This window comes from Streptomyces sp. NPDC050619, assembly GCF_040654815.1.
Classification (GTDB): Bacteria; Actinomycetota; Actinomycetes; order Streptomycetales; family Streptomycetaceae; genus Streptomyces.
This window is the reverse complement of the sequence record NZ_JBFAIR010000051.1, coordinates 14,910-28,661: the sequence shown is the minus strand read 5'-3', so window position 1 is coordinate 28,661 and position 13,752 is coordinate 14,910. Positions and strand designations below refer to the sequence as shown.

The window sequence follows — 13,752 nt, the reverse complement described above, 5'->3', positions numbered from 1 at the left end:
CAAGTCGAGAATCGGTCTTCGTCGAGTGGCCCAACCCCATTGTCGGGAAAGGCTCATGCGCAGGATCGTGGCATCGCACGAGGCGCCGGTGTGCATGTGGCCCAGCCGGCGCCGCGCATGGAAATCAGACGGAAACGCGTGCGTCATTTCGCGCTGCCGTGCCCCCCTTTTTTCTCACCTCCGCGACTCCACCGCCACTCCCCCGTCTGCTTCCCCGTCTACTTCCCCGTCTACTTTCCCGTCTGCTTCCCCGCGAATATCCATCTCTCCGAAAGGACGCCTGCCCATGACGAGTTGCTGCGGCCTGGATCACCACGAGGCGGGCTACACCGCACGCCAACGGCTGGACCTCGACCGGGTACTCGCGTTCAACCGCCGCCTGGCCACGGCGATGGAGAATTGTGTCGACCTCTCGGCCGTCGAAGCCGTGCTGGATCCCGACCCCATGCGCTACATGTGGGTCGACGAGGGCGGTGGCCGCCTCACGGAGTATCTGGCCACCGCCGACGAGGCGTTGAGCACCGCCCCCCGTCTCCTCGGGCACCGGCGGGTCGCGGCCCGGGCCGTCTGCGAGCCCCGGTCGGCGGCCCGCCCCGCGGTCGCGGCGGCGGCCGACGGCCGGGTGCTGCACGTGTGGATCGAATGGGAGGAAGGGGTCGGGGAGCGCGTCGTCGCGGCCCTCGCGGACAGCCCGACGGCCGACGCGACACCCGTCGCGCTGGACGATGGCCCGTCCGACTGCTTCCGGCCTTCCGCGGTGTTCGACGCCGAGGGCGTGCCCTGGGTCTGCTACGGGCGGGCGGCGGCGGACGGCCGGGTGGACGTCTGGGCCCACCGCTTCGACTCCGCGTCCGGGTGGGGACCGGCGCAGTGCGTCAGCGGTACCGGTCACCCTTCCTTCAACCAGGAGATCGTGGCCCACCAGGACGGCAGCGTCGAAGTGGTGTGGCAGGGGCCGTACGACTCCGGCTTCGGCATCTGGTCCCGGCGCTGGCAGGGCGGGACGTGGGACGAAGCCCGGCTCGTCAGCAAGGGCGCGGCCGGCAACGCCTGGGACCCCACGGTGGCGGCGCGGCCGGAGGGCGGCAGCGCGTACGCCTGGTCGGAGTACGTGGGCGGCTCGTACCGGATCGTCATGTGCACCGCCGACAGCGCGGGTCTGCTGGGGCCGGTGCGTCCGGTGAGCTCGGGGACCGACTACGCGCTGCACCCGAGCCTCGCGGTGACCGCCGACGGCGGGATCTGGTGCGCCTTCGACCTCATCGCCGTGCATGGACACGGCGGTTCGGGCCCCACGCGGCTGCGGCCCGCGAGCGAACTCGACGAGGCCCCGCACATCACCGGCGTACGGGACAGCGGTGACGCGGTGCCTTCGGAGCTGCTGCCCGAAGTGACCGCGTCCTTGCGGGTGGTGAAGGTGACGGACGACGGCCTGCTCGAAGCCGAGGGGATCCTGGCACCGGACCTGGACGTCGTGCCGGGCGGGCTGCCCCGGCTGGCCGCGGACGCGCACGGCGGCCTCACGGTCACCTACCGCATCCACCGCAGGCTCCCGCTCATGACGTACTACTGGGAAGTCGCCGCGCAGACGCTCGGTCCGGACGGCTGGTCCAAGCCCACCACCTTCACCAACAGCGACGGGACCCTCGAAGAGGTCGCGGTGACCCCGGTCGCGGGCGGCACCCTGCTCGCCTGGCAGACCGACGGACGGCTGGACCGCAGCCTCACCTGGACGGAGGGGTTCGGCGGCCGGGAGTGCCCGAAGCTCCTTGAGCACCTCGGGTCGGTGGTCTGGCACGGCATGCACGGAGTCGGCGCGATCATGTCGGCGGTCATCCCGGCCGACGGCGGTCCCGCGCACGCCGGTCACCGCATCGAGGTCGTGGCGAGCAGCGACCGCCGCGAGGTTCGCGGGTGGGCGGCCGAGGACAGCCCGCGTTACCGCACGGACGTCGACGGCCGTGAACTCACCCTCTACTGGGGCGACTTGCACCGTCACTCGCTGGTCAGCAGGTGCACCTCCGGCGATGAACCGTCGCTGGAGGACTTCTACCGCTACGGCTGGGACGTCTGCGACTACGACTTCTGGGCGGTCACCGACCATTCGGAGAACAGCAGCGCGTACCAGTGGTGGTCCATCCAGAAGATCGCCGACCTGTTCCGGGTCGACGGCCGGTTCGTGCCGCTGTACGGCTTCGAATGGACGGGCAACACCGGCCACCAGAACGTCATCTACGGCTCCGAGGAGCGCGGGGCGCCGATCTACTCGTCCTTCGCGGCCGGTTCGCAGACGCCGGACGAGCTGTGGGCGAGCCTGCGCCGGCACCCGGACTACCCGGCGCTCACCATTCCGCATCACCCGGGTTCGGCGATGATCCCGTACGACTGGGACTACTACGACCCCGAATACCTGCGCCTGGTCGAGGTGTTCCAGGCCTGTCGCGGCAACTACGAGCAGCAGGGGTGCTTCCGCCAGTACTCCGACGGAACGCTCGACGGCACGTTCGTCCTGGACGGACTGCGCCGGGGCCACCGCTTCGGGCTGATCGCCAGTTCCGACCACGGCAACGGAGCCAGTTACGTCGGCGCGTTCGCCGAACGTCTCGACCGTCAGGGCGTGTTCGAGGCGCTCCAGCAGCGCCGGGTGTTCGGGGCGACCACCCGGGACGTCATCGTCGACGTACGGGTGGCGGGCGCCTTCATGGGCAGCGAGGTCGAGCTCGGCGACGGGCCGGTCGGACCGGTCGAGATCGAGGTCTTCGCCCAGGGGTTCAGGGACCTGGCGCGTGTCGAACTGGTCCGCGACGGAGAGACCGTCCAGAGTCTCACCCCGGATCTCGGCCTGCCGGACGGCTGGGTGGAGATGCCGCTGCGGGTGGAGTTCGGGCAGAGCGACGTCACCACCGACTGGAGCGGACGCATCCGGACCGAGGGTGGCGCCGAGATCGTGCAGACACCCTTCTGGGGTCCCGAGGTGGTCGCCGCGGGCAAGGACGAGGTGCGGTGGACCGCGTCCACCAAGTCCTTCGGCGCACCCTACGGATCGCAGCGCGGCGGGATCGAGCTGACGCTGGTGGGCCCGCCCGAGGCGACCGTCGAACTGACGGCCGAGCAGGGCTGCGTCACCGTCACGCTGGAGCACCTGCTGAAGGAGACCGTCGAAGTCCCGGGCACGCGCGGCGGGCGCCTGCTCCTGGAGCGCGGCACCGGGGGCCTCACCTCCCTCGGCACCACTGAGCAGCGGCTGACCTGGACCGACGAACCGGACGGCGCCGCCTACTACTACGTACGCGTCCTTCAGATCGACGGCGAGATGGCGTGGTCGTCTCCCGTCTGGGTGAACACCCCGAACACCCCGAACATCCCGAACATCCCCGAAGAGCCGACGGGGCGCTGAACCGCTCCACCCACATCGTCCCCCGGGACCTCGGAACGTCGGAACCTCGGAATTCGGAATCAGGAGAAACCCATGCGCATCACGCGAAGACGACTTCTCGGCCTCACCTCCGTGGCCGTCACACTGCCCCTGCTGCTCTCCGGGTGCGGCGGCGACGACAACGCGAGCGCCTTCGGCTCCGGCAGCGACGGCGGCTCCCACCCGGTCCGCTTCGTCCAGCAGCCCTGGCAGGACCTGGTCGTCGAGAACCAGATAGCGAGCGACATTCTCAAGAAACTCGGCTACAGCCCGTCCGTGCAGGAGGTCTCGGTCCCGCTGGCCGCCCAGGCGCTGTCCACCGGCAAGGCGGACGCGTATCTCGGCAACTGGTGGCCGTCGCAGAAGCCGGTGTTCGGGAAGATGATCGACGACGGTTCCGTCTCGGTGTCCGGCACGATGCTCACCGGTACGCAGTACGCACCGGGCATCCCGGGTGCCATGGCGAAGAAGCTGAAGATCGACTCGCTCGCGGATCTGGCCGCTTACGGAGACCTGTTCGACCACGAGATCCTCGGCATCGAGCCGGGCTCACCGGGCAATCAGTACATCCTCGACGCGATCAAGAAGAACGCGTACGGCCTCGGCAAGTGGAAGCTGGTCACCAGCAGCACGGAGGCCATGCTCGCCGAGGTCACGCGCCGGGTGGCGAAGAACCAACCGGTGGTGTTCCTGGCCTGGCAGCCGCACTGGATGGTCGTCAAGTGGAAGGTGACGTTCCTCGCCGACCCGGAGAAGGTCTGGCCCGGTGCCGGTCGGATCAGGGTGCTCACCCGGTCCGGACTGAAGAAGGAGGACCCCAACCTGGTCCGCTTCCTCTCACAGATGCGCACCGACGCGCCGACCGCGTCCGCATGGATCGACGCCTACGACAACAAGAAGCAGTCGGCTCAGAGCATCGCCAAGGAATGGATCGCCGCCAACCCCGAGACCGTCAACACCTGGCTCTCCGGGGTCAAGACCGTCGGCGGCAAGGACGCCGCGGCCGCGGTGACCGGAGGCTGAGCGCCATGACCACCCCGATGATCGAAGGCTCGGGCCTGAACAAGGTGTACGGGCTGCCCGACCGTAAAACGGCGGCTCTGCTCGCCGGTGCGGATCCCGGGCGGGACCTCGCCGCGGCCGTCACGGCGGCCGGCGGGAATCTGGCCGTCCATGACGTCGCCCTCAGCATCGCGCAGGGCGAACTGTTCGTCGTCATGGGCCTGTCGGGCTCGGGCAAGTCCACCCTCATTCGGATGATCAACCGGCTCGTGGAGCCGTCCTCCGGCTCGCTGCGGATCGACGGGACCGAGGTGACCGGGATGAACCCGGCCGACCTGCGCGACCTGCGCAACCGCCGGATCAGCATGGTGTTCCAGCACTTCGCACTGCTCCCGCACCTCTCCGTCCGGGAGAACGCGGCGTACGGGCTCCAGATCCGCTACGTCCCGGCCAAGGAGCGGCTGGAGCGCGCCGACTTGGCACTGCGCCAGGTGGGCCTCGGCCATCGCGGCGACGCCTACCCGCACCAGTTGTCCGGCGGAATGCAGCAACGGGTCGGTCTGGCCCGCGCGCTGGCGACCGAAGCGGACATTCTGCTGATGGACGAGCCGTTCAGCGCGCTGGATCCGCTGATCCGCCGCGACATGCAGGATCTGCTCCTGCATCTCCAGGAGGACCGGCAGCGCACGATCGTCTTCGTGACGCACGACCTGAACGAGGCCATGCGGATCGGGCAGCGGATCATGGTGATGCGGGACGGCCGGGTCGTGCAGTGCGGCACCGGGCCGGAGATCCTCTCCTCGCCGGCCGACAGCTACGTCAGCGACTTCGTCTCCGACGTGGACCGCTCCCGGGTGCTGACCGCCGCGGCCGTGATGCGGCCCGCGCTGCTCACCGCGAGCATCCGCGACACCCCCGTGGGAGTACTGGACCGGTTGGGGAACGCCGAGGCCAACGGCGTCTTCGTACTGGACGACGACGAGCAGCTGCTCGGCATCGCCCGGGACGGTGATCTGGCCACGGCCGTGCGTGCCGGGCAGCCGGATCTGGCCCGCTGTGTGATCGACGAGTACCACACCGTGCCACCGGACCAGCCGCTGGTCGAATTCATCGACCTCGCGGGCAAGCACGCCGTCCCGATCGCGGTCGTCGCCGAGGGCCGGCTGCTGGGCGTCGTGCCCCGCGCGGCCATCCTGTCCGCCCTCGCGTCCTCGCGGAGGCTCACCCATGCCTAGGATCCCCGTCGGCCGCTCCATCGACAACGTCATCCAGTTCCTGCTCCGCCACTTCGGCGGGCTGTTCGACGGTGTCTCCTCGCTGCTGACCACACTGGTCAACGCCGTCTACGCGGTGCTGCACAACCCGGCCTACCTGGTCATGATCGCGGTCTTCGCCGTCATCGCGTGGTTCGCGTCCCGCCGCTGGCAGTTGGTCGTCTTCACGGTTCTGGCGTTCTTGCTGGTCGACTCGATGGAACTGTGGACCGAGGCGATGCAGACGCTCACCGTGGTCCTCATCGCCGCCGGCGCGGCCGTCGTGATCGGAGTGCCGATCGGGATCTGGGCCGCCACCAGCACCCTGGTCAGCTCGGTGACCCGTCCGGTGCTGGACCTGATGCAGACCCTGCCGGTGTTCGTCTACCTCATCCCCGCCGTCTTCTTCTTCGGCATCGGCGTCGTGCCCGGCGTCGTGTCGACGATCGTCTTCGCGATCCCGCCCGCGGTCCGTCTCACCGAACTCGGCATCCGGCAGGTCGACCGGGAGATCGTCGAAGCGGCCCACGCGTTCGGCTCACGGCCCCGGCAGGTGCTGCGGCAGGTCCAGGTACCGCTGGCGATGCCGTCCATCATGGCCGGCGTCAATCAGGTGATCATGCTGGCCCTGTCCATGGTCGTCATCGCGGGCATGGTCGGCGCCGGCGGGCTCGGCGAGGTCGTGGTCCGCGGCGTGACACAGCTCGACATCGGCGCCGGGTTCGAGGGCGGTCTCTCGGTGGTCATCCTCGCGATCTTCCTCGACCGGGTCACCGGCGGTCTCGGGACGCCGCGGCCCCGCACCACGCGGTTGCGGTCCCGCTTCGCCCGCCGCCGAACGGTGGAGCAGGACCGCGAACCCGAGGGCGCCGATGTCGAAGCCGTCGCGGTGGGGTGAGCGTGACGGAAACGCTCACCCGTGCAAGCCCGGGAGGTCTATACCGCGCAGGCCCGGACGAACGCGTCGGCCAGTTCGGCGGGGCGGGTGAAGAGGGCCTCGTGGCTGCCCGGGGTCTCGATGACCAGCGGGTCCTTGAGCCGTGGCAGGAAGCGGTCGGCCCAGGCCCACTCCCCGGGAAGGGCGAGGTCTTCCGTGCACAGGACGTAGGCGGTGGGGATGTCGAGTGCGGCGAACGCCGTCGTGTCCGCCTTCTCGGTGAAGGTGCCCAGGGGCTGCGGGACGAGCAGGGAGTGGACCAGGCGCTGGGTCTCCTCACTGGCGTCCTGCATGAACGCCTGCTGGAAGACCTCGAAGGGGAAGGTCACCGTGTCGTTCCCGGAGGCGGCCGCCACGGCGAGGAACATCTCGCCGTAGTGCGGCGGGCACGCGTCGATCAGGGACTCGCCGTCGTTCGGGACGAACGCGTTCCAGAAGACCAGGCGTCTTGTCCGGGCTGCGAGCTTCGGCGCCGCGCCGGTCAGGACGAAGCCGCCCCAGCTGTGGCCGAGCAGGGTGATGTCGGTCAGGTCGGCACGCTCGACGTAGTCCACGAGGCTGTTCACACAGTCGGTGAGGGTCACGCCGCGCGGGTCGTCGTCGGCGCCCAGCCCGGCCAGGGTGGGGGTGTGCACCTGGTGCCCGGCCGCTCTCAACTCGGCCGCGACCGGGCGCCAGGCCCATCCGCCGTGACAGGCTCCGGTCACCAGGACGAAGGTCTCGCTGGTCTCGCTCATGTCGATCTCCTTTGATCGATCGGCCACATCAGGCTCACAGCCAGCGTGGAAGTTCCGGGAGTTCACCGGTGATGTGCAGGTCGTCGGTACCGCTGCGGCCAGTGAGCCAGGCGGCCAGGGCGTACGGCGGTCCGGTGACCGCGACGCCGGGAGCGGGGTCGCCCAGGACGACGGTGCCGTGGCCGTCCACCGACAGTTCGGCACCGACACCCGGGGCGATACGGGCCGACATCCACCCGGCCACCTCGCGTACGAGGGCCCAGGCGAAGTCGGGCGGCAGGGCGTCCATGCCGATGCCCACGCGGAGGTCGGCCAGGTGGATCCAGACCTCGCGAGCCCGCAGCCACGGCACCTCCGACGCCGGGATCTCGCGGCCCTGCGCGCTGACGACGGTGGCCGACCAGGCCTCGGGCGAGAGCGCCTCGGCGGCTTTCCGGAAGCGGGCGGCGGACTCGCGTACGTCGGCCTGCTGTTCGGCCAGGGGCCGTCCGGCGCCCGCCTCGATGTCCGTCACGCGCTGGTCCGGCGAGTCGTACATGGGCGTACGGATGCCCGTCCGTGCCCAGGTCAGCAGGTTGACCAGGGCGTCGGCGTTGCGGGCGAGGTGGGTGAGCAGGTGTCCGCGGGTCCAGCCGGGCAGGGCGGACGGCTCGGTCACCGCGTCGGCGGGCAGCGCGTCGACCGCCTGCTCCAGCGCGAGCTGCCCCTCCTCCACCCAGGCCGGCGGGGTCACGGCTGCTTGTCCTCGACGACGGTGTTCACGCACTCCCCGATCCCCTCGACCACGGTCCGTACGACCTGCCCGGGCTTCAGGAACACCTTGGGATCGCGGCCCGCGCCCACCCCGCCCGGCGTACCGGTGAGAACGAGGTCACCAGGCTCCAGCGTCGTGAACGTGCTGAGGTACGCGGCGATGTCCGCCGGGGTGAAGAGCAGGTCGGACGTCCGCGAGCGCTGCATGATCTCGCCGTCCACCTCGAGGCGGATCTCCAGATCGGCGGCGTCGTCGATCTCGTCGCCCGTGACCAGCCAGGGCCCGGCCGGAGTGCTGGCCTCCCACGCCTTGCCCTGGAGCCACTGCGGGGTACGCCACTGCCAGTCCCGCATGGAGATGTCGTTGACGACCGTGTAGCCGGCGATCGCGGCCGCCGCCTCCTCCTTGGTGGCCCGGCGGCGCAGCCGGGAGCCGATGACGAAGCCGAGTTCGGCCTCCCAGTCCAGTTGCTCCGTCTCGCCCGGGTGGGCGATGTCGTCGTGGGCGCCGAGCAGGACGTTGGCGAACTTGGCGAAGAGAGCGGGGTATGACGGCATCTCGCGGCCCATCTCCGCGATGTGGGCGCGGTAGTTGTGGCCCACGCAGAAGATCTTGGCCGGGGTCGTGACGACCGGGGCCAGGTCGAGGGCGGCCACGTCGTGCGTCGGACCGTCGGCGGCGGCCGCGTGCGTACGCCAGTCCGGGCGGCGCAGCAGGGCGGCGACATCGGTGGCGCCGGTCTCCACGGCACGGTCGCCGTCGAGGCGGACGGCCGCGGTGCCGTCGGCGGTGCGGATGGTGGCGAGCTTCATGCGCGGGTACTCCCGGTCGTTTCGGTGCGGGTGAGTGTTTCGGTGGGGGCGAGCGTTTCGGTGCGGGCGAGGTCGAGCGCCTCGTAGACGGGCGCGTCGTTGAAGGTGAACAGGTTGAGCCCGGTGTTCGCGGCGATGGTCAGGGCGCACCAGGAGGGGACGGCGATCAGGTCGCCTGCGCTCACCTCGATCACCCGGTCGTCGAGGGTGACGGTGCCGCTGCCTCGGTAGACCTGCCAGACGGAAGAACCGACCGTGCGCCGGGTGGCGGTCCGCGCACCCGCCCGCAGCCGGTGCATCTCGGTACGCAGGCTGGCGAGGGCGTCGCGCCCGGTGGCCGGGTTGGTGAAGCGGATCCCGGCGTGGCCGGGCTCGATGACGCCCGGGTGTCCCTCGTCCTCCAGCTCCAGCTGGGCGGTGAGGGCGTCGTCGGTGTCGGCCCAACGGTAGGCCATGAGGGGGGAGTTGGGGCTGTCCGGGGCCGCGATCGGACGTAGTCCCGGGTGCCCCCACAGCCGCTCGTTCCGCGACCGGGACGGGGTGGACCGGTCCGACACGCTGTTCTCGCCGAACTCGAAGAAGCCGGCGTCGAGTCGGTGCACGAGCGGGATGTCGAGGCCGTCCAGCCAGACCATCGGCTCGTCGCCGACGTGGTGGTGGCCGTGCCAGTGCATGGAGGGGGTGAGCAGCAGGTCGCCGGGGCGCATCTCGACCGCGTCGCCGTTGACGACCGTCCACACGCCCTCGCCCTCCAGGATGAACCGGAAGGCGCCCTGCGCGTGGCGGTGCGCGGGCGCCACCTCGCGCGGGCCCAGGTACTGAACGGCCGCCCACAGGTTGGGAGTCGCGTACGGGCGTCCGGGCAGGCCGGGGTTGGCGAGCGCGATGGCACGCCGCTCACCGCCGCGCCCGACCGGCACCAGGTCACCGGCCCGGCGGGCGAGCGGAAGGAGCGTGTCCCACGGCCAGACGTGCGGGACGGCCTCGGGCTGCGGGGTGAGCGGCATGAGGTTGCCGATCTCTGTCCACAGGGGGATGAGCCCGGCCGCTGTGAAGCCGTCGTACAGCTTGCGGAGTTCGGGGTCCGTCTCCTCCGGCGCTATGACTGAGTCACTGGTCATCGGGGGTTCCTTCGGCGTCGAGTCGGCGCGTGATGTCGGCGCGCAGGGCTTTCTTGTCGATCTTTCCGACCTTGGTGGCGACGAGTTCGGGTACCGTCACCAGCCGGTCCGGGAACTTGAAGCGGGCGACACCGGCGCGCTCCATGACGTGGTGGACGTCGTCGAGGGTCACCGTGTGCGCCGGTTCCGGTACGACGTAGAGGCAGACCCGCTCACCGAGCCGGGCGTCGGGCATCGCCACGGCGGCGGCGCGCGCGACCCCCGGGGTCTGGTAGGCGAAGTTCTCGATCTCCTCCGCGGAGATGTTCTCCCCGCCTCGGATGATCATGTCCTTGTCGCGGCCCTCGACGACCAGGTTGCCGTCGGGCCGCAGCCGCACGATGTCCCCGGTGCGGTACCAGCCGTCCTCGGTGAACGCGCGGGCGTTCTGCTCCTCGGCGCGGTAGTAGCCGCGCGGGGTGTACGGGCCCCGGGTGAGGAGCACACCGGGTGTGCCGTCGGGGACCGGGTCGCCCAGTTCGTCGACGACGAGGAGTTCGTCGTCCTCGGACATGGGGCGCCCCTGCGTCGTACAGATGACGTCCTCCGGGTCGTCCAGGCGCGTGTAGTTGAGCAGTCCCTCGGCCATGCCGAACACCTGCTGGAGCGTGCAGCCCAGTTCCGGGCGGACCCGGCGGGCGACGTGGTCGGCCAGCCGGGAGCCGCCGACCTGGAGGACGCGCAGGGAGCCGAGGTCGGTCCCCGGGTTGTCCCGGTGGTGGTCCAGCCAGGCCTGGGCGATGGCCGGGACCAGGGCGCTCGCGGTGACGCCCTCGCGCTCGATGACCGGGAACGCCTTCTCCGGGTTGGGGGAGCCGAGGGCCACCCGGCCGCCGTTCAGCAGCGTGCCCAGCAGGCCCGGGCAGGCGAGCGGGAAATTGTGCCCGAGGGGGAGGGCGGCGAAGTACACCGTGTCCGGGCCGAATTCACAGACCTCGGCGCTGCGGCGGGCGTTGTAGACGTAGTCGTCGTGCGTACGGGCGATGAGCTTCGGCAGTCCGGTGGTGCCGCCGGAGAGCAGGAAGACGGCGATCGAGCGGCTGTCGGGGCGCTGCGCGTCCATGGCAGCACGGTCCGCCGGGGTGCCCTTGGCGGAGCACAACTCCCGCAGATCCACGGCATCCTCGCCGACCTTCTCGCCAAGGACCAGAACATGCCGCAGAGTTGGCGAGTCCTCGGCGATCTCGAACGCCATCGCCTGATGGTCGTGGCCCTTGAGGAAGTCGGGGACGGCCACGGCGACCGCCTCGCTCTGCTCCACCAGGTGACCGACCTCGTGTCTGCGGTGCCCGGGCAGCGCCATCACCGGGATGACGCCGAGGCGCAGACAGGCGTACGTGAGGATCGCGAACTCGGCGGTGTTGGGCAGCTGCACCACGAGCCGGTCGTCCGGGCGCAGCCCGAGCGCGGCCAGGCGCAGTGCGGTGGCGTCAGCGTGCCCGGCGAGTTGACGGTATGTCAGCCGCCGGTCGCCGTCGACGAGTGCGACCGCGTCGGGAGCGGAGTCGGCGGCGGCGTGCAGCCGGTCGCCGATCGACTGGCCCTCCCAGTAGCCCTGTTCGGAGTATCGCCTCGCGTACTCCGCGGGCCAGGGCACAGCGCCTTTGCTGCTCGGCCTGGGCATCGTCGTTCTCCTTAGCGGTCCTGTGCGGGTGGAGCGGCGGGGACGATCACGGCGTCCAGTGCGATCAGTCCGTCGGCGGTGAGGCGCAGCGGGTTGATCTCGATCTCGGCGGTGTCCGGGCTCGCGGCCAGGGCGGCGGCGAGTGCGGCGGCGACCCGCCCGAACTCGGCCCGGTCCAGTCCCGGCCCCCCGCGCCAGCCGTCGAGCAGGGCGCGGGCGCCCAGGTCGTCGGGCATCGAGGCGGCCTCGGCGACGGACAGCGGGGCGAGCCGGATCGCCACGTCGGCGAGCGCCTCGGCGGCCGTGCCGCCCAGCCCCACGAGGACGACCGGCCCGAACACGGGGTCCCTGCGCACGCCGAGCACGAGGTCGACGCCTGCCGGAGCCATCGCCTCGACCAGGTAGCGGCGGTCGGGGCCGATGGCGTCGAGCGCCGCGTCGAGTTCGTCGGGGGTGCGGACACCGAGGTGGACCCCGCCGATCTCCGTCTTGTGCAGGATCGCGGCGTCGAGCACCTTGACCGCGACGGGCCCGCCCAGCCGGCCCAGGGCGTAGTGGGCGTCGGCGCGGGAATCGCAGGCGACGCGGTCCGGGGTGCGGATGCCCAGCCTGGCGAGGAAGGTCTTGGCGGCGTCCTCGTCCAGCGGGCCGGACGGCACGGAGACCGCCGTCGCCCGCAACGGCGCGTCATCCCGCACGGCCCGCTGTCGCGCATGCGTCACCAGCGCCCGTACGGCGCCCGCGGCCGAAGCCGGTCCGGTCAGCGCCGGAATCCCCGCCTTGTGCAGCCGTGCCCGCTGCTCGGCGACGTCCTCGGGCAGGCCGCCGACGACCACGACGGCCGGGGAGTCCGCCCCGAGTCCGGCGGCCTGGGCGGCCGAGGCGAGGTCGACGCTGTCGGGCTCGGTCAGGGCGTAGACGGCGAGCAGGTCCACCGCCTCGTCCGCGGCCGTCGCGGCGAGGACGCGGGCGAAGGTCTCGGCGGGCCGGCCGGTGTCGACCGGATTGCGCTGGTAGGTGAGTGGGGGCAGCAGCTCGCTCAGCGTGCCCTGGGTGGTCTCGCTCAGCTCCGGCATCCGGATGCCGTCGGCCCCCGCGCGGTCCGCGAGCAGCAGTCCCGGCCCGGCCTGGGCGGTCACGATGCCGAGGCCCGGGTCCGGGTGGGGGCGCAGCTGGATGCGGGAGAGCGCGGTGAGCGCGTCCACCATCTCCCGTTCGTCGTCCACGACCACCGCTCCGGCCTGCCGCAGCGCGGCCCGCGTGGTGCGCCAGGAGGTGGCGAGCGCCCCGGTGTGCGAGCGGGCGAAGTCGCCGACGTCGCTGCGCCCGACGACCAGCGCGACGACCGGCTTGACGGCGGCCAGCAGGCGTACGGCGTTCACGAGCCGTGGCCCGTCCGGAACCGTCTCCAGATGCAGTGCCACGGCCGTCGTACGACCGTCCCCCACGAGGTGTTCGAGGACGTCCGCGGCGGTGACGTCGAGGCCTGCCCCGATGCCGACGCCGAGGCTGATCCCGTTCCCGACGGCGACGAGGTCGAAGGAGAGCGCGTGGTTGACGCCGCCGCTGGCCGCGACCACCGCGATGTCGCCGGCCGGGACCTGTCCCGCCGCGGGCACGAAGCTGGCCGTGAGTCCCAGGTGAGGGGCGAAGAAGCCGGAGGTGTTGGGGCCGAGAATCCGGATCCCCGTCTGCTGGGCGACGCGGCGCAGTGCGTCCGCGTGCTCCTCGCCCTCCGGGCCCGCCTCGCCGAAACCGCCGGCGCAGACCAGCGCGGCACGGCAGCCGGCGGCGGCCGCTTCGGCGAGCGCGTCGGCGCTGCCGGCCGCGGGCACGCAGAGGACGGCCAGATCGAGTCGTCCGCCGGTGTGCGCGACCGCTTCTCTGACCGAGGCGTACACGCCCGCCTCGGGGTCGGGGCGGCGCGAATTGACCAGGGCACGGGCGCCGGGGAAGGCGGCCAGGGACCGGGCCATGGCGGCGCCCAGCTTGCCGCTCTGCCGCGAGGCGCCGATCACGACCACGCCCTCGGGCGCGAACATCGGCGTCAGGTTCATG

General features: G+C 71.4%; 10 protein-coding genes. 4 read left to right on the top strand and 6 right to left on the bottom strand.

The features are described 5' to 3' along the window. Positions 1 to 286: 286 nt before the first annotated feature. From AB0I77_RS47855 to AB0I77_RS47840, 4 genes are all read left to right on the top strand, one after another. The gene (locus tag AB0I77_RS47855; protein WP_363289256.1) at positions 287 to 3,397 is read left to right on the top strand and encodes a DUF3604 domain-containing protein; all 3,111 of its coding nucleotides are present in this window, start codon (positions 287 to 289) and stop codon (positions 3,395 to 3,397) included. 72 nt (positions 3,398 to 3,469) lie between these two features. Beyond that, positions 3,470 to 4,438 (top strand): glycine betaine ABC transporter substrate-binding protein, encoded by a 969-nt coding sequence (locus AB0I77_RS47850; protein ID WP_363289255.1) that lies wholly within the window; start codon positions 3,470 to 3,472, stop codon positions 4,436 to 4,438. Positions 4,439 to 4,443: 5 nt separating this feature from the next. Next, positions 4,444 to 5,652: a betaine/proline/choline family ABC transporter ATP-binding protein gene (locus AB0I77_RS47845; RefSeq protein WP_363289254.1), complete on the top strand. Its 1,209-nt coding sequence runs from the start codon at positions 4,444 to 4,446 to the stop codon at positions 5,650 to 5,652. Next, complete coding sequence (locus AB0I77_RS47840; RefSeq protein ID WP_363289253.1) at positions 5,645 to 6,568, top strand: proline/glycine betaine ABC transporter permease; 924 nt, start codon at positions 5,645 to 5,647, stop codon at positions 6,566 to 6,568. Before AB0I77_RS47845 ends, AB0I77_RS47840 begins: the two co-directional genes overlap by 8 nt. 38 nt (positions 6,569 to 6,606) lie before the next feature. Here the strand turns inward: AB0I77_RS47840 and AB0I77_RS47835 are convergent, their stop codons facing one another. Genes AB0I77_RS47835 through AB0I77_RS47810 form a run of 6 tightly spaced genes read right to left on the bottom strand, consistent with a single transcriptional unit; the run spans position 6,607 to position 13,751 of the window. Continuing rightward, the gene (locus AB0I77_RS47835) at positions 6,607 to 7,344 is read right to left on the bottom strand and encodes an alpha/beta fold hydrolase (RefSeq protein WP_363289252.1); all 738 of its coding nucleotides are present in this window, start codon (positions 7,342 to 7,344) and stop codon (positions 6,607 to 6,609) included. A 34-nt stretch (positions 7,345 to 7,378) separates the two neighbouring features. Beyond that, entirely contained in the window at positions 7,379 to 8,077 is a 699-nt protein-coding gene (locus AB0I77_RS47830; protein ID WP_363289251.1) for a maleylpyruvate isomerase family mycothiol-dependent enzyme, read from the bottom strand. Continuing rightward, positions 8,074 to 8,910: a fumarylacetoacetate hydrolase family protein gene (locus AB0I77_RS47825; RefSeq protein WP_363289250.1), complete on the bottom strand. Its 837-nt coding sequence runs from the start codon at positions 8,908 to 8,910 to the stop codon at positions 8,074 to 8,076. The genes AB0I77_RS47830 and AB0I77_RS47825 overlap by 4 nt, the downstream gene beginning before the upstream one ends. Further along, a complete protein-coding gene (locus AB0I77_RS47820) occupies positions 8,907 to 10,031 on the bottom strand; it encodes a cupin domain-containing protein (RefSeq protein WP_363289249.1) in 1,125 nt (374 codons plus the stop codon). The genes AB0I77_RS47825 and AB0I77_RS47820 overlap by 4 nt, the downstream gene beginning before the upstream one ends. After that, the gene (locus AB0I77_RS47815; protein ID WP_363289248.1) at positions 10,021 to 11,694 is read right to left on the bottom strand and encodes an AMP-binding protein; all 1,674 of its coding nucleotides are present in this window, start codon (positions 11,692 to 11,694) and stop codon (positions 10,021 to 10,023) included. The genes AB0I77_RS47820 and AB0I77_RS47815 overlap by 11 nt, the downstream gene beginning before the upstream one ends. A gap of 11 nt (positions 11,695 to 11,705) precedes the next feature. Then, positions 11,706 to 13,751: an acetate--CoA ligase family protein gene (locus tag AB0I77_RS47810; RefSeq protein WP_363289247.1), complete on the bottom strand. Its 2,046-nt coding sequence runs from the start codon at positions 13,749 to 13,751 to the stop codon at positions 11,706 to 11,708. Position 13,752 lies beyond the last annotated feature (1 nt).